This window comes from Streptantibioticus silvisoli (assembly GCF_027947535.2).
Lineage (GTDB): Bacteria > Actinomycetota > Actinomycetes > Streptomycetales > Streptomycetaceae > Streptantibioticus_C > Streptantibioticus_C silvisoli.
Genome location: NZ_JAAGKO020000008.1, coordinates 187,138 through 211,067 on the forward strand (window position 1 = coordinate 187,138; position 23,930 = coordinate 211,067).

A 23,930-nucleotide genomic window follows, 5' to 3' on the forward strand; every position below is an offset into this window, starting at 1 on the left:
GCCACCCTAGAGTGACGGTGGCGTCGTACGCGCTCGGCGTTGTGCGGACGACCGGCGGGTACGACGACGACCGACCCGACCCTCAACCGATCAGGGAGACCCGTATGCGTTCTCCGAAGGACTTCTTCCGGCCGCTCGCGGTCGGGGCACCGCAGCCGGTGCGCGAGGTGCCCTTCCGGCCGTCCCGGATGATCCACTTCTTCGACCCGTCCAACCCGAAGATGGCCGCCAAGGTGCCGGACATCGCGCCCACCGTCGACGTGCTGCTGGGCAACCTGGAGGACGCGGTCGCCGCGGACCGCAAGGAGGCCGCGCGCGCCGGCCTGGTGGAGATCGCGGCGAAGGCGGACTTCGGCGACACCCAGCTGTGGACCCGGATCAACAGCCTCGACTCGCCCTGGGCGCTGGACGACCTGCTGACCCTGGTCGGCGCGGTCGGCCACAAGCTCGACGTCGTCATGGTCCCGAAGGTCGAGGGCGCCCAGGACATCCACTACGTCGACCGGCTGCTGGCCCAGCTGGAGGCGAAGGCGGGCCTGGAGCGGCCGATCCTGGTGCACGCGATCCTGGAGACGCCGTCCGGCATGGCCAACGTCGAGGAGATCGCCGGCGCCAGCCCGCGCATGCAGGGCATCTCGCTGGGCCCGGCCGACCTGGCCGCCAGCCGGCGGATGAAGACCACCCGGGTCGGCGGCGGGCACCCCGGCTACCTGGTCCGCCAGGACCCGTCCGGCGACGACGCGCCGCGGGCCACCTTCCAGCAGGACCTGTGGCACTACACGGTGGCCCGCATGGTGGACGCCTGCGCGGCGCACGGCATCCTGCCGTACTACGGGCCGTTCGGCGACATCAAGGACACCCTGGCCTGCGAGGACCAGTTCCGCAACGCCTTCCTGCTCGGCTGCGTCGGCGCCTGGAGCCTGCACCCGGTGCAGATCGCCGTCGCCAAGCGGGTCTTCTCCCCGGAACCCGGTGAGGTGGCCTGGGCCCGGCGGGTCATGGCGGCGATGGGCGACGGCACCGGCGCGGTGATGATCGACGGCAAGATGCAGGACGACGCGACGTTCAAGCAGTGCCGGGTGGTCGCCGAACTGGCCGACGCCCTCGCCGCCCGCGACCCCGAGCTGCGCGCCGCCTACGACGCCGCCACCACCGCCGTCCTGGACCAGGAGTGATGCGCCCATGAGCACCCCGCAGCCCCCCGCCGGCACGACCCCCGCCGCCGGCACGCCCGCGGAAGGCCCGCACACCGGCACCACCACCCCCGCCGCCGCCCCGGCCGCCGCCCCGGCCGGCCCCGCCGCCTCCCCGGCCGGCGCCCCCGCCCTGCGGCCGCGCCGCTCGGTGCTCTACATGCCCGGCGCCAACGAACGCGCGCTGGACAAGGCCCGCACGCTGCCCGCCGACGCCCTCATCCTCGACCTGGAGGACGCGGTCGCCCCGGACGCCAAGGCCGCCGCCCGCGACCGGGTCGCCGCGGCCGCCGCCTCCGGCGCGTACGGGCACCGCGAGGTCACCATCCGGGTCAACGGTCCCGGCACCGCCTGGCACGACGACGACCTGCGGGCGGTCGCCGCGGCCGGCCCGGCGGCCGTGGTGGTGCCCAAGGTCGACTCCGCCCGGACCGTGAGGCAGGTCGAACGCGCCCTGGAGGCGGCCGGCGCCCCGGACCACACCGCCATCTGGGCGATGCTGGAGACCCCGCGCGCCCTGCTGGACGCCCGCGAGGTCGCCGCGGCGAGCGAACGCCTCACCGTGCTGGTGATGGGCACCAACGACCTGGCCAAGGAGCTGCACGCCGAGCACGTCCCCGGCCGGGCCCCGCTGCTGACCGGGCTGTCGCTGGCCCTGCTGGCCGCCCGCGAACGCGGCCTGGTGATCCTCGACGGCGTCCACAACGACGTGCGGGACCTGGACGCCTTCGAGGCCGAGTGCCGCCAGGGCCGGCAGCTGGGCTTCGACGGCAAGACCCTCATCCATCCGGCCCAGCTGGAACCGTGCAACCGGATCTTCGCCCCGTCGCAGCAGGAGGTCGACCGGGCCCGCGAGCTGATCGCGGCGTTCGAGGCCGCCGTGCGCGAGGGCCGCGGGGTGGCCACCGTCGGCGGCCGCATGGTGGAGAACCTCCACGTGGAGCAGGCCCGCCGGGTGCTGGCGCTGGCCGAGGCGGTGGCCCGGCCCGAGTAGGACCTGAGCGCGACCCGAGTGGCGGCACGAGTCCGACTCGACCCGGACTCGTGCGATTGGTACAAAGAGAAGGACCTCCTGCGTCACGCAGGGGGTCCTTTCCCCACAGGCAACTGTCGACTTCCTCCATGAAGTCGCCCCGGAGAGTGTGAGAAGTCAACGCGGAGATTCAGTGGCCAACGCTCGTAAGGTCATGGCATGACCGTTGTGGACGAGGTGCCGGCCGAACCCAGTGACACGCATGGGCGCGTGGCGGAGCTGCACGCCATCCGGGAACGGGTGCGGCGGGGACCGAGCGACAAGGCGACCGAGGCGCAGCACGCCAAGGGCAAGCTGACCGCCCGCGAACGCATCGAACTGCTCCTTGACGAGGGATCGTTCCAGGAGGTCGAGCCGCTGCGCAGGCACCGCGCGACCGGCTTCGGCCTGGAGGCCAAGCGCCCCTACACCGACGGCGTCATCACCGGCTGGGGCACGGTCCACGGCCGCACGGTGTTCGTCTACGCGCACGACTTCCGGATCTTCGGCGGCGCGCTCGGTGAGGCGCACGCGCAGAAGATCCACAAGATCATGGACCGGGCCATCGCGGCCGGTGCCCCGCTGGTCAGCCTGAACGACGGCGCCGGCGCCCGGATACAGGAGGGCGTCTCCGCGCTCGCCGGCTACGGCGGCATCTTCCAGCGCAACACCAGGGCCTCCGGTGTCATCCCGCAGATCTCGGTGATGCTCGGCCCGTGCGCGGGCGGGGCGGCCTACAGCCCGGCGCTGACCGACTTCGTGTTCATGGTCCGTGAGACCTCGCAGATGTTCATCACCGGCCCCGACGTGGTGCAGGCGGTGACCGGCGAGAAGGTCACGCAGAACGGCCTGGGCGGCGCCGACGTGCACGCCGAGACCTCCGGCGTCGCGCACTTCGCCTACGACGACGAGCAGTCGTGCATCGAGGAGGTGCGCTACCTGCTGTCGCTGCTGCCGCAGAACAACCGGGAGAACCCCCCGGTGGTCGCCACCGACGACCCGGCCGACCGGCGCGGCGACGCGCTGCTGGAACTGGTGCCGGCCGACGGCAACCGCAGCTACGACATGCGCAAGGTCATCGAGGAGATCGTCGACGACGGCGACTGCCTGGAGGTCCACGAGCGCTGGGCGACCAACATCATCTGCGCCCTGGCCCGGCTCGACGGCCAGGTCGTCGGCATCATCGCCAACCAGCCGGCCTCGCTGGCCGGGGTGCTGGACATCGAGGCGTCGGAGAAGTCCGCGCGCTTCGTCCAGATGTGCGACGCCTTCAACATCCCGCTGATCACCCTGCTCGACGTGCCCGGCTTCCTGCCCGGCGTCGACCAGGAGCACGGCGGCATCATCCGGCACGGCGCCAAGCTGCTGTACGCGTACTGCAACGCCACCGTGCCGCGCATCTCGCTGATCCTGCGCAAGGCCTACGGCGGCGCCTACATCGTGATGGACTCGCAGTCCATCGGCGCCGACCTGACCTACGCCTGGCCGACCAACGAGATCGCGGTCATGGGTGCCGAGGGCGCGGCGAACGTCATCTTCCGCCGGCAGATCGCGGACGCCGACGACCCGGAGGCGATGCGCGCCGCTATGGTCAAGGAGTACAAGTCGGAGCTGATGCATCCGTACTACGCGGCCGAACGCGGCCTGGTCGACGACGTGATCGACCCGACCGAGACCCGCGAGGTGCTGATCCGCTCGCTGGCCATGCTCCGCACCAAACACGCCAACCTGCCGTCGCGCAAGCACGGCAACCCCCCGCAGTGACCGGAGGCCCCAGGATGAACAGCGAATTCGTGGTGCGGGTCGAGCGCGGCCACGCCGAGCCGGAGGAACTGGCCGCCATCACCGCGGTGTTGATGGCCCGCGCCGCCGCGCTCGCGGCGCCCGCCCCGACCGCCGAGGCCCGCACCGTCGCCCACTGGCGGCGTCTGGAGCGCGCCGCCGGCTTCTACGCGCCGCACAGCTGGCAGGCGGTGGCGTAGCCCGCCGCGGCCCCAGCGGGCCGCTGGAACGCCGCGAGACCCCCGCACACCGGATGGTGTGCGGGGGTCTCGTCGTGTCCGTGACGCCCTCGTCCGGCCCCGGGAGGCGACACCGGGGGGTGCTGGGGGCGCCGGGGGCCCGTGGCCGCGTCGCCGCCGGGCAGGACCCGGGGGAGCGGCCACGGACCCGTACGTCAGCGCAGGCGGGCCATGAGGGCGTGCTCGACCAGCGTGATGAGCGTGGTCTTCGCCTCGGCGCGGTGCCGGGCGTCGGTGATCATGATGGGGGTCTCCGGCCCGATCTGCAGGGCCTCGCGCACCTCGTCCGGGCTGTACGCCTGGTTGCCGTCGAAGCCGTTGAGGGCGATGACGAAGGGCAGGCCGGAGTTCTCGAAGTAGTCGACGGCGGGGAAGCAGTCGGCGAGTCTGCGGGTGTCGACCAGCACGACGGCGCCGATGGCGCCGCGCACCAGGTCGTCCCACATGAACCAGAAGCGGTCCTGGCCGGGGGTGCCGAAGAGATAGAGGATCAGGTCCTCGTCGAGCGTGATGCGGCCGAAGTCCATGGCCACCGTCGTGGTGGTCTTGTCCGGCGCGTGCGTCAGGTCGTCGATCCCCGCGGACGCGGAAGTCATCACGGCTTCGGTGCGCAGCGGGTTGATCTCCGATACGGCACCGACGAACGTGGTCTTGCCCACGCCGAAGCCGCCCGCCACCACGATCTTCGCGGAGGTGGTGGAGCGGGCTGCACCGCTAGAGCTTGCGAAGTCCACTGAGCACCCTTTCGAGCAGTGTCACGTCTGGCAGTCCGCCGGCGGCTTCGTCGCCACCGGGCTGGTGGATGGCGACGAAGCCGGCCTCCGCCAGGTCGGCGACGAGGATTCGGGCGACGCCGAGGGGGATGGAGAGAAGAGCCGACACCTCCGCCACCGACTTGACCTCTTGGCACAGGTGGCAGATGCGCTGGTGTTCCGGCAGCGCGCCGCTCAACTGGTCCGGGTCGGCGGTGGTGGACACCAAGGCCTCAAGGGCCAGTTGGTAGCGCGGCCGGGTCCGTCCGCCGGTCATGGCGTACGGTCGTACCAACGGCTGATGATCGGAGCCTACCGGGCTCAGACGGTCCTCGTGACCGTCGTGCCCGCCCCTGGACGGGATGTGCGGCTCGATCCGCGGAGCCGCCGGCCGGGGCGTCTCCGCGGTGGCGTGCGGGGCCGGGGGGACCGGCGGGGCGACGGGCGCGGGTTCGGGGCGGACGCTGCCGCGCTCCGGTTCCCGGTACGGCGCCGGCCGTTCCGGTTCCGGTGGCGTGCCGCCCTCCGCCGGTGCCCGGTTGCTCGGTGCCGACGGGAAGTTGAACCGCTTGAGCGGCGCTTGCTGCTGCGGATCGCCGTAGGGATGTCCGCCAGGGGGCATTGCCACGTTTCCTCCTCCAGCTGGGCCGGTGACCGGTTCCTCCGTCGGCCCCTCGGGCCGCGACGCGTCCCCGAACCATACGGTCCGGCGACGCATCAACGCACACCCGCCCGGCAGTTGAGCCCGTTTGGTGGTGAACTATCCGAGCAGGCTGCCTTGGAGTTCGGCGCGCAGGTCGGGGGTCAGGACGGTGCCGGCGCGGTCGACGAGGAGGGCCATCTCGTAGCCGACGAGGCCGATGTCGCATTCGGGGTGGGCGAGTACGGCGAGGGAGGAGCCGTCGGAGACGCTCATGATGAACATGAAGCCGCGTTCCATCTCCACGACGGTCTGGTTGACGTTGCCGCCTTCGAAGATGCGGGAGGCTCCCGCGGTCAGGGAGGTCAGTCCGGAGGCGACGGCGGCGAGCTGGTCGGCGCGGTCGCGGGGGAAGCCGTCGGACATGGCCAGCAGCAGGCCGTCGGCGGAGACGACCACCGTGTGGGACACACCGGGGGTGTTGTCCACGAAGTTGGTGATCAACCAGTTCAGATTCTGTGCCGCCTGGCTCATCGGACTCAACTAGCGCTCCTGGTGGTTGGGGCCGGGGCCCTGGCTGTCAGTCGGGGAGGAATGCCCATCGGTTGCGGCGTCGGGACCGGCCTCGCGTCCCTGCCGCACGCCGCGGCGCAGGCTGTTGAGCCTGCCGCCGACGTCCCGCGGGTCCCGGGAGACCAGCGGACCGCTCTGTGGGGTCTGCTGTGCGGCCCCGGCGACGAGGTTCGCCCTCGGGACCCGCTGCGGCAGACCTGAGGGGGTGACCCCGCCTGCCTTCGGTTCACGGGCCTGCCCGGCCCGCTGCCACAGTTCGTTGTTCACCGACCGCCCGTCGGCGGCGCCCTGTCCTCCCTGCTCGGCCTGCTCGGCTGGTGCGCCGTCCTGCCCGCGGGCCGCCGCGGCCGACGGCCATGGCTGCTCACGGTGCGCCGGACCGGCGTCCGGCGCGTCGTAGCCTACGCGTTCCGGCGCCGCTGGCAATGGCTCGGGACCGGGCGGTGGCTGCTGGGGGAGGACGGACCAGGGGTCCTGCGGATAGCCGGGGTCCCAGTCCTGGTGGCCGCCGGACGCCCCGGGATGAACGTACTCGGTTTCCGGTGCCGGCCGCCCGACGGGGGTGATCATTTCGCCAGGTCCCGCGGTGGTCGCCGGGTGGACCGGGTAGCCCGGGTCGTAGCCGCTCTCCAGCGCCCGCTGCCCCGGTGTGAAGCCCCCGTAGGGGTCCACCGGGTATCCGGCGCCCTGCCCGGCCCCCGGAAAGCTCTGCTCAACGCTTTGCGCGGAGCGACCGTCCACGGCCCTGTGCTCCCCGAACGGCACCGGGCCGGGACCGGAGGACCGGCGCTCTCCCGCGGCCGCCTCCAGGGCCGCCCTACGGCCTTCCAGGCGCAACGAGCGGCCGACCGGGTGCAACTCCGCCGCCCCGGCCGGAACTTCGTAGCGCAGGTCGTCGAATCCCAGCTGCTCCGCGGTGAGTTGACCGGATTCGTAGGCCCCCGCCGGGTGCTCGGGCACGATCCGCGAGACGGTGAAGTCGCCCTCCTGCTGATCGCCGCCGTGCGTGATCGGCTCCGGCAGCATCACCAGCGAGGTGGTGCCGGCCTGCTCGCCCGACGGACGCAGCTGCACCTTGATCCCGTGCCGGCCCGCCAGCCGGCCCACCACGAACAGGCCCATCCGCTGCGAGACCGCCGCGTCCACCGTGGGCGGCTCGGCCAGCTTGTGGTTGATGTCGGCGAAGTCCTCGGCGGTCAGCCCGATGCCCATGTCGTGGATCTCCACCACGATCCGCCCGTCCGGCAGCCGGGTGGCGGTCACCTTGACCCGGGTGTGCGGCGAGGAGAAGGACGTGGCGTTCTCCAGCAGCTCCGCCAGCAGGTGCACCAGGTCGGTCACCGCCGTGCCGTGGATCTCGCCCGCCGGCACCCCGGAGATCTCGATCCGCTCGTAGCTCTCCACCTCCGAGGCCGCCGCGCGCAGCACGTCCACCAGCGGCACCGGCCGGTTCCACTGCCGCCCGGCCTCCTCGCCGGCCAGCACCAGCAGGTTCTCGCCGTTGCGCCGCATGCGGGTGGCCAGGTGGTCCAGCCGGAACAGGCTCGCCAGCTGGTCGGGGTCGGCCTCGTTGTTCTCCAGGTCGGTGATCAGCGCCAGCTGCCGCTGGATCAGGCCCTGGTTGCGCAGGCTGAGGTTGGTGAAGATCGCGTTGACGTTGCCGCGCAGCATCGCCTGCTCGGCGGCCAGCCGCACCGCCTCGCGGTGCACCTGGTCGAACGCCCTGGCCACCTCGCCGATCTCGTCGGCGGAGGTGATCGGGATCGGCTCCACCCGGGTGTCGACCCGGCCCGGTTGTGGCCGCGACAACTGCTCCACCAGCGCCGGCAGCCGCCGGTGGGCCACCTCCAGCGCCGCACCGCGCAGCTCACGCATGCCGTTGCTCATCGACCGCGCCATCCAGCTGGCCACCGCGAACGCGGCCAGCACGCCCAGCAGCACCACCGCGGCGTCGGTGACCGCGTCCCGCCTGGCACCGGCCGCGATCGAGGCGGCGTCGCGCTCGGCCCGCCCCGCCAGCTGGTCCTCCACCGAGTGGTAGGCGCCGAACGCCAGGGTGGAGGACGCCATCCAGCTGTCGGCGGTGATGCCATGCGCCTTCAGCGTGCTGTCCGGCAGCCCGGCGGCGATCGCCTGGAGCATCGCGACCCGGCCCGGCGGGGTCACGTACGTCTTCCCGGCCGCCCGCGCCGCGGCCCGTGCCGCGTTCTGCTCGGCGTCACCGCGGTTGGCGGCGTCCTGGTTCGCCCTGGTCAGCAGCGCCATGTCCTGCGGGGTGCCGCCGCCGCTGAACTCCTCGAGCGCGATGTTCTCCAGGTACGCGTAGGAGGCCAGCGCCGTCAGCTGGGATGTGCGCACCGATGACGGAACGTTCCTCTCCACCAGCACGGCGGTGCCGATCGACCGGGTCAGCGACTCGGCGCCCTTGGTCAGCGACATCGCGTACAGCGTGCGGCCGTAGCCGGTGAGGTTGTCGGTGCCGAAGCCCAGCTCGTTGGCGAACTCCGACAGCGGATGCTGGATGGCGGTGTACGCCTCCTCGGTGCGCACCCCGGGCAGTGCGGCGGTGTACGCCGCCTTGCGCAGCGCCGGCAGTCCGGCCTCGGCCTTGCGGAACCCGGCCAGCCGGCGCCGCAGGTCGGCGGAGTCCGGCATCCGCGCCGCCGCGGCGTCGAACGTCCTGGCCGCCGCGTCGGTGGCCGCGCGCGCGGTGCCCACCTGCGCGCTGTGCGGGTCGCCGGCCAGCAGCGGCACCGCGGTCAGGTCGCGTTCCTCCATCAGCGCGTTGCCGTAGGAGGTGGCGGCCCGCACCAACTGCGCGGTGCGCACCGCGTCGTCGGCCTGCCGCCAGCGCTGCACGCTGCTGTCGACGTTGAAGCCGCCGACCACCAGGGCCACGATCACCGGCACCAGCGCGATGGCGATCAGCCGGGTGCGCACCCGCCAACTGCGCGGGGACCACCGGCCGGGCGCGCGGCCGGCCGGGACGGCCGCCTCGGCGGCTTCCTGGTCGCGGCCGGGCGGGGTGAAGTTCCCCCGAGCCGGACGCACCGGGCCGGAACCCGTTCGCGTCTTACTCACTCGACCAACAACCTCTCGGTACCGGCACAGCGGCGTGCCGGATTCCTACTCGCCGGTTCACCGATTGCAGCATGGTCCGGCGGTCTTTCCAAACGTCTGGTCAAGGCTCCCGGGCCGGTCCGGCCGGCGGGGCAAATGCGGACGCAAGGGAAAGCGGAGGGCGAAATCCGGGGCGGTCGTCAGCGGTGCGGAATCGCCCATGTGCTAACGGTGCCGGCGATGTGGAGATTCTCTGTCGAAACGTTATGAAGAAGCGGACCGGCCGTGTGTCGAAGGACACAGCCGGTCCGCCCGCGCGCGCAACCGTCTTCCGCGCGCCGCCTTCCGTCGTACGGGGTTACTTCAGCCGCGCCAGCAGCGCGTGCTCGACCAGCGAGATCAGCGTGGTCTTCGCCTCGGCGCGGTGCCGCGCGTCGGTCACCATGATCGGGGTCTCCGGCCCGATCTGCAGCGCCTCGCGCACTTCCTCCGGGCTGTACGGCTGGTACCCCTCGAAGCCGTTCAGCCCGATGACGAAGGGCAGGCCGGAGTTCTCGAAGTAGTCCACCGCCGGGAAGCAGTCGGCGAGCCTGCGGGTGTCGACCAGCACGACGGCGCCGATGGCGCCGCGCACCAGGTCGTCCCACATGAACCAGAAGCGGTCCTGGCCGGGGGTGCCGAACAGATAGAGGATCAGATCGTCGTCGAGCGTGATGCGGCCGAAGTCCATGGCCACCGTCGTGGTGGTCTTGTCGGCCACCTTGCTCAGGTCGTCGATCCCGGCCGACGCCGCCGTCATCACCGCCTCGGTGCGCAGCGGGTTGATCTCCGACACCGATCCGACGAAGGTCGTCTTGCCCACGCCGAACCCGCCGGCCACCACGATCTTGGCCGACGTGGTGGTGCGCGCGGCCTGCTGCCCGTACGCCTGGGCCGGCGCGTAGCCCTGCCCGTACGGGTCCGCGGCCGCCGGCGGCCTAGAGCTTGCGAAGTCCACTGAGCACCCTCTCCAGCAAAGTCACGTCGGGCTGTCCGCCGGCCTCCGTACCGCCCGGCTGGTGAATCGCCACCATTCCCGCCTCGGCCAGGTCGGCCACCAGGATGCGGGCCACTCCCAGCGGGATCGCCAGCAGCGCCGAGATCTCCGCCACCGACTTGATCTCCTGGCACAGGTGGCAGATCCGCTGGTGCTCGGGCAGCAGCCCGCCGTAGCTCGACTGGTCCACCGACGTGCTCACCAGCGCCTCGATGGCCAGCTGGTAGCGGGGCCGGGTGCGGCCACCGGTCATGGCGTACGGCCGTACCAGCGGCTGATCGCCCTCGCCCCCGTACGGCATGTGGTGAGGACTGCCGTACGGGCCGGGCGAGACGGGTGGCGGGGTCATGGAAAGGCCCTCCGAGCTGTTACGGGAACGGGACCGGTCGTGGGATGGGGGAGATGGATCGGCGATACGTGCACGGGTGGGGCCGTCCCGGGTGGTGGCGTCGAGCTATCCGAGCAGGCTGCCTTGGAGTTCGGCGCGCAGGTCGGGGGTCAGGACGGTGCCGGCGCGGTCGACGAGGAGGGCCATCTCGTAGCCGACGAGGCCGATGTCGCATTCGGGGTGGGCGAGTACGGCGAGGGAGGAGCCGTCGGAGACGCTCATGATGAACATGAAGCCGCGTTCCATCTCCACGACGGTCTGGTTGACGTTGCCGCCTTCGAAGATGCGGGAGGCTCCCGCGGTCAGGGAGGTCAGTCCGGAGGCGACGGCGGCGAGCTGGTCGGCGCGGTCGCGGGGGAAGCCGTCGGACATGGCCAGCAGCAGGCCGTCGGCGGAGACGACCACCGTGTGGGACACACCGGGGGTGTTGTCCACGAAGTTGGTGATCAACCAGTTCAGATTCTGTGCCGCCTGGCTCATCGGACTCAACTAACGCTCCTGCTGGTGAGTGGTACCGCTGCGGTAATCGTTGGGCTCGGGCCCGTCGGCCCGGCCGGCACCGGCGGTCCGGCCCTGCTGGATGCCGCGGCGAAGGTTGGTCAGCCGCCCGCGCACGTCATCGGGCGCGCGCGAGACCTGGGGACCGGTCTGCGGGGTCTGCTGCGCGGCCCCGGCGACGAGGTTCGCCCTCGGGACCCGGCGCGGCAGACCGGAAGGGGTGATGCCGCCGGCGGCCGGCTCGCGCACCTGCTCCGCGCGCCGCCACCGCTCGTCGTTGGGGGACGCCTGCCACTCCTCGCCCCCGGCGCCGGCGCGTTGCGGCGCCTGCTCCTGCGGGCGCTGCGGTTCGGCGACCGGCGCACGCGGCGTCTCGGCCTGCGGGCGCTGCGGCGCGGCCGGCCGCTCCGGGCGGGCGTGCGAGCGGGACGCGGCGGCGCGCAGGCCGCCGAACCCGGCACCGGCGCCGGAGCCCGCCTCGTCGGGGCGGCCGGGGCCGGCCGGCGGGGCGGGGACCGCACCGGTGTCGTACCCCTGCGCGGGGCCGGCGCCGAAGTCCTGGCCGGCGCCCTGCTGCGAGTACCCGGCGGCGGGCTGCTGGCCGTAGTCGGGCAGCTCACCGCGGGCGGCGGCCTGCTGGCGGAACCAGTCCGTCTCCAGCGACTCGAAGATCGGGGAGCGGCCGTCACCGGGCGAGGCGGCCGGCGGCAGCGCCATCGGCTCACCGGCCGACGGCAGTTCGCCGCCTCCCCGGCGCCCGAAGTTGTCCTGCGGCGCGGAGCGCGGCGTGGGCTGCTGCGGCGCCGGGGCCTGCGGCGGCGCCTGACGGCCGCGCTCGGGCAGCTCCTGCGGGGTGACCGCCGGGAACCGCGCCGTGGCGGCGGCGTCCTCGTGCCCGCCGGAACCACGCCCGGCCTCGGCACCGCCGAACGCCTGCGGCTGCTGGGGCTGCGGCTGCTGGGGCACCGGACCGGCGTCCTGCGGCGACACCGGCCGGCGGCCGCGCGGCCCGAAGACGTCGGACCCGGAACCCGAACCGGTCACCGGCGGCCGCTCGTCGCGCTGCGGAGCGTTCTGCCGGCCGCCCGGCCCGAAGACGTCGGCACCGGAGCCGGCGTGGAACGGCGCCTGGAACTCGCCGGTGCGCTGGTCGGCCGGGTAGGCCGCGCCGCCCTGCGGACCGTCCTGGCCCGCGAACGGCGGCCGGCCCTGCGGCTGCCCGCCGGCCGGCGCCCCGCCCATCGGCGAGCGCGGCACCCGCGGCTGCGGGGAACCGGTCGGCGGCCGGAAGAACTCACCGGTGGTCGAGTCCTGCGACGGCCGCTGCGCACCCGGCGCCTGCTGGCCCGGGATGCCCTGCTGACCGGCCGGCCAGCCCTCCTGCTGGGCGGCGAACTCCTCCTGGCCGCGCGGCGCGTGCCGCGGACCGGACGCCGGGGCCGGCCGGCCCTGCGGGTTGAAGAACTGGTCGCTGCCACCGGGACGGCGGCCCTCACCGTGGAAGTCCGGACGCTCGAACTGCGCGGTGCTGTCGGTACCGCGCACGTCGTCGTGACCGCGCGGCACGTCGGGGCCGCGGCCCTCGGGCTGCGCCCAGCTGGTGGCGGGACGCTCGTCCTGCGCGGCCGGCTGCGGGTCGCGGCGCGGCTGGCGGGTCGGCAGCCCGGTGCCGCGCTGCTGCGGCTTGCCGCGGTCCCCGGCGGACGGCCCCGCGGCGCCGGGCAGCGCCGGACGCGGTTCGGCGCCCTCGACCTGGCCGCGGCCCTCGGCGGCCGCCGCGCCCAACTGCTGGGCGGCGCGGCCGATGGCCGGCCCGGCCGGTGCCCCCTGGAGTCCGGGACCGCCCACCGCCCGCTTGCCCTGCGGTCCGGCCGGGCCCTTGGCGCCGCCCTGGGTCAGGTCGACCGGCAGCATCACCAGCGCGGTGGTGCCGCCGGAGTCCGACGGGCGCAGCTGGATGCGGATGCCGTGCCGCAGCGACAGGCGGCCGACCACGAACAGGCCCATGCGGCGCGAGACCGACACGTCCACGGTCGGCGGGTTGGCCAGCCGCTCGTTGGTGTCGGCCAGGTCCTCCGGGGACAGCCCGATGCCGGTGTCGTGGATCTCGATCAGCACCCGCCCGTCGGGCAGCGCGTGCCCGGTGACCCGCACCTTGGTCTGCGGCGAGGAGAACGACGTGGCGTTCTCCAGCAGCTCGGCGAGCAGGTGGACGAGGTCGTTGACGACCCGGCCGGCCACCTCGGTCGGCGGCACCTGGGTCAGCTCGATGCGTTCGTACTGCTCCACCTCGGAGGCGGCGGCGCGCAGCACGTCGACCAGCGGGACCGGGCGGGTCCACCGGCGGCCCGGCTCCTCACCGGCGAGGACCAGCAGGTTCTCACCGTTGCGGCGCATGCGGGTGGCGAGGTGGTCGAGCTTGAAGAGGTTGGACAGCTGGTCGGGGTCGGCCTCGCGGCTCTCCAGCTCGGAGATGAGCGACAGCTGGCGCTGGATGAGGCCCTGGCTGCGGCGCGAGAGGTTGGTGAACATCGCGTTGACGTTGCCCCGCAGCAGCGCCTGCTCGGCGGCCAGCCGGACCGCCTCGCGGTGCACGTCGTCGAAGGCGCGGGCCACCCGGCCGATCTCGTCGCGGGTGTTGATGCCGATCTCGGCGACCGAGGTGTCCAGGTCCTGCGGGTCGGACTCCGACAGCTGCTTGACCAGGTCCGGCAGCCGCTTCTGCGCGACCTCCTGCGCGGTGTCCTGCAACCGGCGCAGCGAGCGGATCATCGAGCGGGCCACCACGAAGGCGCCGATCAGCGAGATGCCCAGCACCAGCAGGATCAGCGCGCCGTTGATGGCCGCGTCGCGCTGGGCGGAGGAGCGCAGGGTCAGCGCCCGCTGCTGCATCTGCTCCAGCAGTTCGGCCTGGATGCGGGACATCTCCTGCATCTTGGTGTCCGCCTCGTCGTACCAGTCCAGGTACGACTTGGGGTCCTTGCCGATCGCGTCCTGCGACTTCAGCACCTCGTCGCGGTACTGGTCCGCCTGGGTGATGACCACGTTGCCGCCGCCGGTCAGCGCGGTGAGCAGCTCCTTGGAGCCGGAACCGTAGGTCTGCGAGAAGCGCTTCTCCTCGGAGGCCTCCTCGGCCTTCGCGTTCTGCGCGGTCTCCCGGTCGGTGGGCGACAGCTTCGGGCCGTGCGGGTCGGCCAGCGCGGCGCTGATGACCGCGCGCTGGATGGAGTCGTACTCCTTGGCGGAGGTGAAGGCGGCCAGCGCGCGGGTGGAGCGGATCATGTCGGCGTTGCTGGTGGCCTGGGCCATGTCCTCGGTCAGCGCCAGCAGCGAAGTGATCAGCTGGTTGTAGGAGTTGACCGTCTGCGAGATGTACTGGGTGTTGGAGTACGCGCTGTCGCGGATCTGCTTGAGCGAGGCCAGCTGCCGGCCGATGTCGTCGACCGTGCTGCGCACGCCGACCAGCGACTGGTCGGTGGTGGAGATGTTGCGGGTGGCCGACTTGAACGCGGCCTCCTCCTGGTCCGTCTCGTGACGGGAGGAGACCACCGAGTCGTCACGGGGGTGGCCGGAGACGATCGGGCCGGCCGAGCTGTCGCGCTCCTCCTGGAGGGCGTCGGCGAGCTTCGTGGCGTGCCCGGTGATCTCGGTCAGCAGCTGCATGTGGTCCAGCTGGTTGACGCTCTCCAGCGAGCTTTGGATGCGCAGGCCGCCGAGGGTGGTGGCGGCGACCACCGGCAGCGCCAGCAGCGAGACCAGCCGGGTGCGGATGCTCCAGTTGCGCAGGGCGAGGCGGGAGGCGTGCTTGCCGCTCGTGGAGTGCGAGACGGGTGGCTGGACGTCGACCGGTTCCTCGGCGCCCTTGCGGTCGCGCCCCTTGGCACCGGAACCGCCCGCGGGCGTGCCTTTGACGCCGCTGCGGCCGGCTGCGGCCTTGCTCGGCGCGTCGTCGGCCTGCGGTCGCGGCTCGGCACCGTGTTCCGTGCCGCCGCGCGGCTCCGGGTCTCCCGCGGCGCCGCCATCCTTCTTGAAACGTCCCTGCACTAGCGTCGCAACCTCTGGACCAGGCGTCCCTCCGCGGACGGCGGGACGGTGTCGAGTCTGTGGGGCCGGCAAGCCCCCGGGTGTCGGTCGACCGGCACGTGCCCGCGCACCGCCGCTCGACGCGTCTGCGTGCCCCCTGTGCCGGTCGGCTCCTGTGCGGCGGTTCGTGGAATTCCAACACAGGCGCGGAAGTCCAACAAGGTTCTTCGGCCACCTGGTGCCAAGGGTTACACCATGCTGTCATCGCGACACGAGGCGTCGATGATCTTGTGGTCGATAACGGACTTTTACCTCGATCGGGCGGCCGGAAGAGGTGGCGGACGGTAGGGGTTCGGCTGTGAAAATGAATGGTTGGCCCGATATGACCTGAATGGACAGGGGAGTTGACCGGCCGAATTATGGGGATTCGTCGGGCTGCTGGTGAGGAAAATCACAGGGTTGTGGTTGTCCCGGTCACGGGGAACACCGAATCCGGCCACCTAGCCTTGTGGTGCACCGAACGCGGAAGTTCATGACTGACACCACAACAGAAGAGGCTCGACGCCCCCATGAAGACGACGATGCTGATGCGTCCGATAGCCAACCCCCGCCGCACGACGCTCGCGCACCTCAAGGACGCCGACGAGCTGACCGCGGCGCCGGCCCCCGAGGCCGAGACCCCGGCCGCGCCGCTGCCGCTCACCACCGCCAACCCGCGGCGCACCAAGCTCGACAAGCTGCCCGGCCACTGACGGCGCACCCGGGTCCGCCGCGACCCCCGCGATAGCCTGGGGCACCACTCCAGAACCATCGAAGGGGCGCGGCCACCCGTGCGTATCGCCAGATTCTCCCTCGACGGCAACGTCGCCTTCGGCGTCGTCGAGGGCGAGGACTCCCAGCCGGACAGCCTCCTCATCGACATCATCCGCGGCATCCCGTTCGCGGCGTTCGAACGCTCCGGCACCAAGGTGCCGTTGAGCAAGGTCCGTCTGCTGCCGCCGGTGCTGCCCAGCAAGGTCGTCGCCATCGGCCGCAACTACGCCGACCACGCCGCGGAACTGGGCAACGAGGTGCCGGACGTACCGTTCGCCTTCTTCAAGCCCTCCACCTCCGTCATCGGCCCCGGCGACCGGATCATCCACCCCACGTTCTCCGCCGACGTGCAGCACGAGGCCGAACTCGCGGTGGTCATCGGCCGGTTGTGCCACCAGGTGCCGCGCGAACGCGCCCACGAGGTGATCCTCGGCTACACCTGCGCCAACGACCTGACCGCCCGCGACACCCAGCGCGCCGAGAAGCAGTGGGCGCGGGCCAAGGGATTCGACGGCTCCTGCCCGCTCGGCCCCTGGGTCGAGACCGGGCTGAGCGTTGAGCAGGCCGGCGACCTCGCCGTCACCTGCACGGTCAACGGCGAACTGCGTCAGGCCGGCCGCACCAGCCAGATGGTCAACGGCATCCTCGACCTGATCGTCAACGTCACCGAGGCGATGACCCTCCTGCCCGGTGACGTCATTCTCACGGGCACCCCCGCCGGGGTGGGCCCGCTGCGGGCCGGCGACGAGGTCGCCGTCTCCATCGAAGGCATCGGCACTCTCACCAACAAGGTGATCACGCGTGACTAGCGCAATTCCCGCGACCGGCGCCACGCCGGTACGCGTCAGGTTCTGTCCCTCCCCGACCGGCAACCCGCACGTCGGACTCGTGCGCACCGCCCTGTTCAACTGGGCGTTCGCCCGGCACCACCGCGGCACCCTGGTCTTCCGGATCGAGGACACCGACGCGGCCCGCGACTCCGAGGAGTCCTACCGGCAGCTGCTGGACTCGATGCGCTGGCTGGGCATCGACTGGGACGAGGGCCCCGAGACCGGCGGCCCCTACGCGCCGTACCGGCAGTCGCAGCGGATGGACCTCTACGCGGACGTGGCCACCCGGCTGCGCGAGGCCGGCCACGCCTACGAGTGCTTCTGCAGCACGGCCGAGCTCGACGAGCGCCGCGACGCCGCCCGCGCCGCCGGCCGCCCGTCCGGCTACGACGGCCACTGCCGCGACCTGGACGCCGGGCAGGTCGCGGCCTACCGCGCCGAGGGCCGCGAGCCGATCATCCGCTTCCGGATGCCGGACCACCCCATCACCTTCACCGACCTGGTGCGCGGCGAGCTGACCTTCACCCCGGACAACGTGCCGGACTACGGCATCGTGCGGGCCAACGGCGCCCCGCTGTACACCCTGGTCAACCCGGTCGACGACGCGCTGATGGGGATCACCCACGTCCTGCGCGGCGAGGACCTGCTGTCGTCCACCCCGCGGCAGATCGCGCTGTACGACGCGCTGGCCCAGGTCGGCGTCGGCACCGGCGGCACCCCGCACTTCGGCCACCTGCCGTACGTGATGGGCGAGGGCAACAAGAAGCTGTCCAAGCGCGACCCGCAGGCCTCGCTCAACCTCTACCGCGAGCGCGGCTTCCTGCCCGAGGGGCTGCTCAACTACCTCTCGCTGCTGGGCTGGTCGATCGCCGAGGACCGCGACATCTTCTCCATGCGGGAGATGGTCGACGCCTTCGACATCGCCGACGTCAACGCCAACCCGGCGCGCTTCGACCTCAAGAAGTGCGAGCACGTCAACGCCGAGCACCTGCGGGCGATGGACGTCAAGGTGTTCACCGAGGCCTGCGCGCCCTGGCTGCGCGCCCCCTACGCGCCCTGGCAGCCGGACTCCTTCGACCAGGCCGCCTTCGACGCCGTCGCGCCGCACGCGCAGACCCGGCTGACGGTGCTGTCCGACATCACCGACAACGTCGACTTTCTCTTCCTCGACGAGCCGGTGCGCGACGACGCCTCCTGGCAGAAGGCGATGAAGGACCCCGCCGCCGCCACCGGGCTGCTGACCACCGCCCGCGCGAACCTGGCGGCCGCCGAGTGGACCGCGGAGGCGCTCAAGGCCGCCGTGCTGGCCGCCGGCGAGACGCACGGCCTCAAGCTCGGCAAGGCGCAGGCGCCGGTGCGGGTCGCGGTGACCGGCCGCACCGTGGGTCTGCCGCTCTTCGAGTCGCTGGAGGTGCTGGGTCGCGAGCGCACGCTGGCCCGGCTGGACGCCGCCCTGGCCAGGCTCGCGGGGTGACGCGGAGCGGGCCGGGGTATTCGATTTTGGAGCCACGGCCCGCATCCGGTAATGTTCTGCATGCGCCGCCCGGGAAGGCCGAAAGGCCGGAAGGACAGCGCAAGCCGAGCAAGACCCCCGATGGGGAGTTGAGTTCCGGTGGGCTATGGTGTAATTGGCAGCACGACTGATTCTGGTTCAGTTAGTCTAGGTTCGAGTCCTGGTAGCCCAGCAGGTCGAAGTAATCGATCAAGCCCCCGTTGTGTAGCGGCCTAGCACGCTGCCCTCTCAAGGCAGTAGCGCCGGTTCGAATCCGGTCGGGGGTACAGATCCTTCCACCGTCACCATCCGGAGATTTCCCGGAGGCGACGAGAACGGATCGCTAGGGCCCCCGTTGTGTAGCGGCCTAGCACGCTGCCCTCTCAAGGCAGTAGCGCCGGTTCGAATCCGGTCGGGGGTACAGATCGAAAAGGCTCTCCGTTGATCACGGAGGGCCTTTTTTGCTGTTCCGGCAATGCGGTTCCGGTGACGCGTCCCACCGGAAAACGATGTGCGGCAGCGTCCGCTGTCCCCGGGCGCCCCCGCGCCCGGCGACCCGCGACCGGACCGCCGCGATCCGGCACCCCGGCCCCGGCGGTGTCGCAACGGCGGCGGCACAACGGCGGCGGCGGACCGGTGTCGTACCGCTGCGGCGGACCGGAGGCGGCGGAACGCGGGCGGCGGACCGGTGGCGGCGGGCCGGCGGTGCTCAGACGCCGTTGCGGCGCAGGGACTCCGACAGCCGGCCGGCGGCGTCTATGACGGCCTGCGCGTGCATGCGGCCCGGGTGCCGGGTCAGCCGCTCGATCGGGCCGGAGACCGAGACCGCGGCGACCACGCGGTTGGACGGACCGCGCACCGGCGCCGAGACCGACGCCACCCCCGGCTCCCGCTCGCCGATCGACTGGGCCCAGCCGCGCCGCCGCACCCCGGACAGCGCGGTCGCGGTGAACCGGGCGCCCTGAAGGCCGCGGTGCAGCCGCTCCGGCTCCTCCCAGGCCATCAGCACCTGCGCCGCCGAACCCGCCTTCATCGGCAGCGTCGACCCCACCGGCACGGTGTCGCGCAGCCCGGACAGCCGCTCGGCCGCCGCCACGCAGATCCGCATGTCGCCCTGGCGCCGGTACAGCTGCGCGCTCTCGCCGGTCACGTCCCGCAGATGTGTGAGCACCGGACCGGCCGCCGCCAGCAACCGGTCCTCGCCGGCCGCCGCCGACAGCTCCGCCAGCCGCGGCCCGAGGATGAACCGGCCCTGCATGTCCCTGGCCACCATGCGGTGGTGCTCCAGCGCCACCGCCAGCCGGTGCGCGGTGGGCCGCGCCAGCCCGGTGGAGGCCACCAGAGCGGCCAGCGTGGCCGGCCCCGCCTCCAGGGCGGCCAGCACCAGGGCCGCCTTGTCGAGAACGCCGACGCCGCTAGAGTTGTCCATGCAACGATACTTACGTCTCACAGTGTGAAACGCAAGTTCAATTTCCGGGGGAACGCGTCAGGCTGGGTGCAACGCCGGTCAGGCGTCCGCCCCCGGTTGCACCCGGTGCGCGCCGGCGTCCGCCGCGCGGAGGGGACGCGACCGCATTTCGGACGAGCGGGCCGGCGACGCAGCCGGCCGGAGGGAAAGCGATGGGACGCACACTCGCGGAGAAGGTCTGGGACGATCACGTCGTACGGCGCGCCGAAGGCGAGCCCGACCTGCTCTTCATCGATCTCCACCTGCTGCACGAGGTCACCAGCCCGCAGGCCTTCGACGGACTGCGCATGGGCGGTCGCCCGGTGCGACGGCTCGACCTGACCATCGCCACCGAGGACCACAACACCCCCACCCTCGACATCGACAAGCCGATCGCCGACCCGGTCTCGCGCGCCCAGCTGGAGACGCTGCGCAAGAACTGCGCGGAGTTCGGCGTGCGGCTGCACCCGCTCGGCGACGTCGAGCAGGGCGTCGTGCACGTCGTCGGCCCGCAGCTGGGCCTGACCCAGCCCGGCACCACGGTGGTCTGCGGCGACAGCCACACCTCCACGCACGGCGCGTTCGGCGCGCTGGCCTTCGGCATCGGCACCAGCCAGGTCGAACACGTGCTGGCCACCCAGACGCTGCCGCTGGCGCCGTTCCGCACCATGGCGATCACCGTCGACGGCGAACTGCCCGCCGACGTCTCCGCCAAGGACCTGATCCTGGCCGTCATCGCCAGGATCGGCACCGGCGGCGGCCAGGGCTACGTCATCGAATACCGCGGCGAGGCCATCGAGAAGCTGTCGATGGAGGCCCGGATGACCGTGTGCAACATGTCCATCGAGGCGGGCGCCCGGGCCGGCATGATCGCGCCGGACCAGACCACCTTCGACTACCTGCGCGGCCGCCCGCACGCCCCGCGCGACGCCGACTGGGACGAGGCGGTCGCGTACTGGCGGACGCTGCGCACCGACGACGACGCCGTCTACGACCACGAGGTACGGCTCGACGCGAGCGAACTGGCGCCGTTCGTCACCTGGGGCACCAACCCCGGCCAGGGCGCGCCGCTGTCCGCCTCGGTGCCGGACCCGGCCTCCTTCGAGGACGCCGGCGAGCGGCTGGCGGCGGAGAAGGCGCTGGAGTACATGGGCCTGGAGGCCGGCCGGCCGCTGCGCGAGGTCACGGTGGACACCGTCTTCGTCGGCTCGTGCACCAACGGCCGCATCGAGGACCTGCGCTCGGCGGCCTCGGTCGTCGAGGGCCGCAGGATCGCCGACAGCGTCCGCATGCTGGTCGTGCCCGGTTCGGTCCGCGTCGCGCTCCAGGCGGTCGAGGAGGGCCTGGACAAGGTCTTCACCGCCGCCGGGGCCGAATGGCGGCACGCCGGCTGTTCGATGTGCCTGGGCATGAACCCCGACCAACTCGCCCCCGGCGAGCGCTCCGCCTCCACCTCCAACCGCAACTTCGAGGGGCGGCAGGGCAAGGGCGGCCGTACCCACCTGGTCTCCCCGCAGGTGGCCGCCGCCACCGCGGTCCTGGGCCGGCTGGCCTCCCCGGCCGACCTGTCCGACGTCCCGACTCCCGTGGAGGCCTGAGCAGACATGGAAGCGTTCACCACCCACACCGGCCGGGCCGTTCCGCTGCGCCGCGGCAACGTCGACACCGACCAGATCATCCCGGCGCACTGGCTGAAGAAGGTCACCCGCGACGGGTTCGAGGACGGCCTGTTCGAGGCCTGGCGCAAGGACCCGCAGTTCGTGCTCAACCAGCCGCAGTACGCCGGGGCGTCCGTCCTGGTGGCCGGCCGGGACTTCGGCACCGGCTCCTCGCGCGAGCACGCGGTCTGGGCGTTGCAGAACTACGGCTTCAAGGCCGTGCTGTCCTCCCGGTTCGCCGACATCTTCCGCGGCAACTCGCTGAAGAACGGCCTGCTCACCGTGGTGCTGCCGCAGGAGGACATCGAGCGGCTGTGGGCGCTGGCGGAGACCGACCCGACCGCCGAGGTCACCGTCGACCTGGTCGGCCGCGAGGTACGGGCCGGCGGCGTCAGCACCGCGTTCGAACTCGACGAGGACGCGCGGCGCCGGCTGCTGGAGGGGCTGGACGACATCAGTCTCACCCTGCTGCACGAAGCCGACATCGCGGCTTTCGAGGCCCGCCGCCCCGCGCACAAGCCCAGCACCGCGGTCGCCTGACCTCCGCCTACGCCCGTTCCGCACGCGCTTTCCGCCCATCCGGCGGGGAGCGCGTTCGGCGTTTCCGCCCCCCTCGCGGACCCCAGTTGCCCCCTGCGCGGGTGACAACTCACCGCAGATGGCACAATTGACACATGGACGGCGACGGTCAACTACGAGAGTACGAGGCGGTCGCCGCGCGTCTCAAAGAGGCCCACGCCCTGGTGCGCAACGCCCCCGTCCCGGACGGCTTACGCGTCGCGCTCACCCGGAAGTTGCTCGTCATCACCGCCGCCGCCCGGCACGACGCCGGAGCCGCCGCAGAGCGGTTGGAGCGGTTCATACGGGACTTCGAGCAGGGCCGCTTCCCCGATCCAGGAACTGACTGAGATCGAGTTCGTTGCGGCACAAGGGTGATTCGCCCGTTTCGCATTTGATTTGCGGTATATATCTGCCTAACGTGCGAAAAAGCTTGATCTGCCAGGACACACATTTCGTGCCAGCAAAGTTTCCGAAGGGGAAGACGTGAACAAGGCGCAGCTCGTAGAAGCGATTGCCGACAAGGTCGGTGGCAGGCAGCAGGCCGCGGAGGCCGTCGACGCGGTCCTGGACGCGATCGTCCGCGCGGTCGTCAACGGCGACCGCGTCTCGGTCACCGGTTTCGGTTCGTTCGAGAAGGTGGACCGCCCGGCCCGCTACGCCCGCAACCCGCAGACCGGCGAGCGGGTCCGGGTCAAGAAGACCTCCGTGCCGCGCTTCCGGGCGGGACAGGGCTTCAAGGACCTGGTCAGCGGCTCGAAGAAGCTGCCGCGCGGCGGGGAGGTGGCCGTCAAGAAGGCGCCGAAGGGCAGCCTGAGCGGCGGCATCACCGCCAAGGCCACCACGAAGAAGGCGACCGCGAAGAAGGTGACGGCGAAGAAGGCCACCGCCGCCAAGACCGCGGCGAAGAAGGCGACCACCGCCGCGAAGAAGACCACGGCGAAGAAGGCCACCGCCAAGAAGACCACCTCGAAGAAGGCCACCGCGAAGAAGGCCCCGGCCAAGCGCGCCGCCGCCAAGCGTGCCCCGGCGGCCAAGCGCACCGCGCGCAAGGCCACCAAGCGCGCCGCCAGGAGCTGAAAGCGGGCGTAGCCGACCGCGGTCCGCGGTACCGCGAGGGCCGGACCCGCCCCGACCGGGCGGTCCGGCCCGCGCGCCGCGGCCTCCGCCGCCGCGACGGGCAGGGCCGCGAAGACGCCGGGCGTACGTCGCGGAGACGCCGGCCGCGATCCGTCGACCGCTCGGGATGCGATCCGTCCGCCGCGAACGCCGGCTGTCCTCCGCCGCGGACGCCTACCGTGATCCGCCGAAAACCCGCGGCGCGAATCGCCGGAAACCCCGCGGCGCGAACCGTCCAGGACGGGCCGGCGCGATCCGCCGGCGCCGGTGGCCCGGCGCGCGATGAGGGGTGGCGTGGTCAGGCGTGCGGGTCGTCGAAGGTCTGGAGGGTCACGAAGACCACCCGGCGCGCGTCGCCCGAGCCCTCGACACGGACGCGTACCCGCTGGCCGGAGCGCAGCAGCCGCAGGCCGCCCGCGTCGAACGCCGCCGCGTCGAACGGCAGCGGGGTCCCGTCGTCCAGCAGCACGCTGCCGCAACGGGTGGCGGGGTCGAAGGTGTATGAAGTCGCCTGCATGCCCCGAGCCTATCCAGCACCGGCCGCCGCCTCACCGGCGATGCCGCACCGGCGACACCTCACCGGCCCCGCCGACAGCCGCACCGGCCCCCGCCGACACCGGCCCCCGCCCTGACCGGTCGCCGCCTCACCGTCTGCCGCCGCCCGGCCCGCCCGCACTGCCCGGCCCGCCCGCACTGCCCGGCCCGCCCGCACTGCCCGGCCCGCCCGCACTGCCCGGCCGGCCCGCACCGCCCGCACCGCGACGCCCGCCCGGCCCGCACCGCCCGGCCCCGCCGCCCCCGCCCGCCCCTCACGCCC

The 23,930-nt window shown here is 72.5% G+C and carries 21 protein-coding genes and 3 tRNA genes; 14 read left to right on the top strand and 10 right to left on the bottom strand.

Going from position 1 to position 23,930, the window contains the following annotated elements; all coding sequences use genetic code 11:
* The first annotated feature begins 104 nt into the window (after positions 1-104).
* From POF43_RS08850 to POF43_RS08865, 4 genes are all read left to right on the top strand, one after another.
* Positions 105-1,175, top strand: coding sequence for an HpcH/HpaI aldolase/citrate lyase family protein (locus POF43_RS08850; protein WP_271325993.1), 1,071 nt, complete (start codon positions 105-107; stop codon positions 1,173-1,175).
* A gap of 7 nt (positions 1,176-1,182) precedes the next feature.
* On the top strand, positions 1,183-2,187 hold the full coding sequence (locus POF43_RS08855) for an HpcH/HpaI aldolase/citrate lyase family protein (RefSeq protein WP_282704493.1): 1,005 nt from the start codon (positions 1,183-1,185) through the stop codon (positions 2,185-2,187).
* Positions 2,188-2,385: 198 nt separating this feature from the next.
* A complete protein-coding gene (locus POF43_RS08860; protein WP_271317716.1) occupies positions 2,386-3,969 on the top strand; it encodes an acyl-CoA carboxylase subunit beta in 1,584 nt (527 codons plus the stop codon).
* Positions 3,970-3,983: 14 nt separating this feature from the next.
* A complete protein-coding gene (locus tag POF43_RS08865; protein ID WP_271317715.1) occupies positions 3,984-4,187 on the top strand; it encodes an acyl-CoA carboxylase epsilon subunit in 204 nt (67 codons plus the stop codon).
* A 194-nt stretch (positions 4,188-4,381) separates the two neighbouring features.
* Here POF43_RS08865 and POF43_RS08870 read toward each other — a convergent pair whose 3' ends face one another.
* The 8 genes from POF43_RS08870 to POF43_RS08905 form a co-directional block, all read right to left on the bottom strand.
* Positions 4,382-4,960, bottom strand: a complete 579-nt coding sequence (locus POF43_RS08870) for a GTP-binding protein (protein WP_271317714.1) — start codon at positions 4,958-4,960, stop codon at positions 4,382-4,384.
* Positions 4,941-5,606 carry a DUF742 domain-containing protein gene (locus POF43_RS08875; protein WP_282698485.1) on the bottom strand — a complete coding sequence of 222 codons (666 nt, stop codon included), beginning with the start codon at positions 5,604-5,606 and terminating at the stop codon, positions 4,941-4,943. The genes POF43_RS08870 and POF43_RS08875 overlap by 20 nt, the downstream gene beginning before the upstream one ends.
* 132 nt (positions 5,607-5,738) lie before the next feature.
* Positions 5,739-6,152 carry a roadblock/LC7 domain-containing protein gene (locus tag POF43_RS08880; protein ID WP_271313840.1) on the bottom strand — a complete coding sequence of 138 codons (414 nt, stop codon included), beginning with the start codon at positions 6,150-6,152 and terminating at the stop codon, positions 5,739-5,741.
* A gap of 9 nt (positions 6,153-6,161) precedes the next feature.
* Positions 6,162-9,272 (bottom strand): sensor histidine kinase, encoded by a 3,111-nt coding sequence (locus POF43_RS08885; protein WP_271313838.1) that lies wholly within the window; start codon positions 9,270-9,272, stop codon positions 6,162-6,164.
* A 337-nt stretch (positions 9,273-9,609) separates the two neighbouring features.
* Entirely contained in the window at positions 9,610-10,137 is a 528-nt protein-coding gene (locus tag POF43_RS08890) for a GTP-binding protein (protein WP_271313851.1), read from the bottom strand.
* A gap of 91 nt (positions 10,138-10,228) precedes the next feature.
* The gene (locus POF43_RS08895) at positions 10,229-10,636 is read right to left on the bottom strand and encodes a DUF742 domain-containing protein (RefSeq protein WP_271313839.1); all 408 of its coding nucleotides are present in this window, start codon (positions 10,634-10,636) and stop codon (positions 10,229-10,231) included.
* A 105-nt stretch (positions 10,637-10,741) separates the two neighbouring features.
* On the bottom strand, positions 10,742-11,155 hold the full coding sequence (locus POF43_RS08900) for a roadblock/LC7 domain-containing protein (RefSeq protein WP_271313840.1): 414 nt from the start codon (positions 11,153-11,155) through the stop codon (positions 10,742-10,744).
* A 9-nt stretch (positions 11,156-11,164) separates the two neighbouring features.
* The gene (locus POF43_RS08905) at positions 11,165-15,217 is read right to left on the bottom strand and encodes a sensor histidine kinase (protein WP_271322891.1); all 4,053 of its coding nucleotides are present in this window, start codon (positions 15,215-15,217) and stop codon (positions 11,165-11,167) included.
* Positions 15,218-15,765: 548 nt separating this feature from the next.
* Here POF43_RS08905 and POF43_RS08910 point away from each other — a divergent pair.
* The 6 genes from POF43_RS08910 (at position 15,766) to POF43_RS08935 (ending at position 18,752) form a co-directional block, all read left to right on the top strand.
* Positions 15,766-15,948, top strand: a complete 183-nt coding sequence (locus tag POF43_RS08910) for a hypothetical protein (RefSeq protein WP_271313842.1) — start codon at positions 15,766-15,768, stop codon at positions 15,946-15,948.
* A 78-nt stretch (positions 15,949-16,026) separates the two neighbouring features.
* Positions 16,027-16,818 (top strand): fumarylacetoacetate hydrolase family protein, encoded by a 792-nt coding sequence (locus tag POF43_RS08915; protein ID WP_271313843.1) that lies wholly within the window; start codon positions 16,027-16,029, stop codon positions 16,816-16,818.
* Positions 16,811-18,313: a glutamate--tRNA ligase gene (gltX, locus tag POF43_RS08920; protein WP_271322892.1), complete on the top strand. Its 1,503-nt coding sequence runs from the start codon at positions 16,811-16,813 to the stop codon at positions 18,311-18,313. The genes POF43_RS08915 and gltX overlap by 8 nt, the downstream gene beginning before the upstream one ends.
* Before the next feature lie 139 nt (positions 18,314-18,452).
* Positions 18,453-18,524: transfer RNA gene (locus POF43_RS08925), tRNA-Gln, on the top strand.
* Positions 18,525-18,545: 21 nt separating this feature from the next.
* Positions 18,546-18,618 (top strand) — tRNA-Glu (locus tag POF43_RS08930).
* A gap of 61 nt (positions 18,619-18,679) precedes the next feature.
* Positions 18,680-18,752 (top strand) — tRNA-Glu (locus POF43_RS08935).
* A 288-nt stretch (positions 18,753-19,040) separates the two neighbouring features.
* Here the strand turns inward: POF43_RS08935 and ndgR are convergent.
* Positions 19,041-19,760 carry an IclR family transcriptional regulator NdgR gene (gene ndgR, locus POF43_RS08940; RefSeq protein WP_271313845.1) on the bottom strand — a complete coding sequence of 240 codons (720 nt, stop codon included), beginning with the start codon at positions 19,758-19,760 and terminating at the stop codon, positions 19,041-19,043.
* Between the two features lie 191 nt (positions 19,761-19,951).
* On the opposite strand from ndgR, the gene leuC reads away from it, so the two are divergent.
* The 4 genes from leuC (at position 19,952) to POF43_RS08960 (ending at position 23,074) form a co-directional block, all read left to right on the top strand.
* Positions 19,952-21,376, top strand: coding sequence for a 3-isopropylmalate dehydratase large subunit (gene leuC / locus POF43_RS08945; RefSeq protein WP_271322893.1), 1,425 nt, complete (start codon positions 19,952-19,954; stop codon positions 21,374-21,376).
* 6 nt (positions 21,377-21,382) lie between these two features.
* Positions 21,383-21,976: a 3-isopropylmalate dehydratase small subunit gene (gene leuD, locus POF43_RS08950; protein WP_271313847.1), complete on the top strand. Its 594-nt coding sequence runs from the start codon at positions 21,383-21,385 to the stop codon at positions 21,974-21,976.
* Positions 21,977-22,110: 134 nt separating this feature from the next.
* Positions 22,111-22,344, top strand: coding sequence for an SCO5555 family protein (locus POF43_RS08955; protein ID WP_271313848.1), 234 nt, complete (start codon positions 22,111-22,113; stop codon positions 22,342-22,344).
* 136 nt (positions 22,345-22,480) lie between these two features.
* The gene (locus POF43_RS08960; protein ID WP_271313849.1) at positions 22,481-23,074 is read left to right on the top strand and encodes an HU family DNA-binding protein; all 594 of its coding nucleotides are present in this window, start codon (positions 22,481-22,483) and stop codon (positions 23,072-23,074) included.
* A gap of 337 nt (positions 23,075-23,411) precedes the next feature.
* Here POF43_RS08960 and POF43_RS08965 read toward each other — a convergent pair whose 3' ends face one another.
* Positions 23,412-23,630, bottom strand: coding sequence for a hypothetical protein (locus POF43_RS08965; RefSeq protein WP_271313850.1), 219 nt, complete (start codon positions 23,628-23,630; stop codon positions 23,412-23,414).
* Positions 23,631-23,930 lie beyond the last annotated feature (300 nt).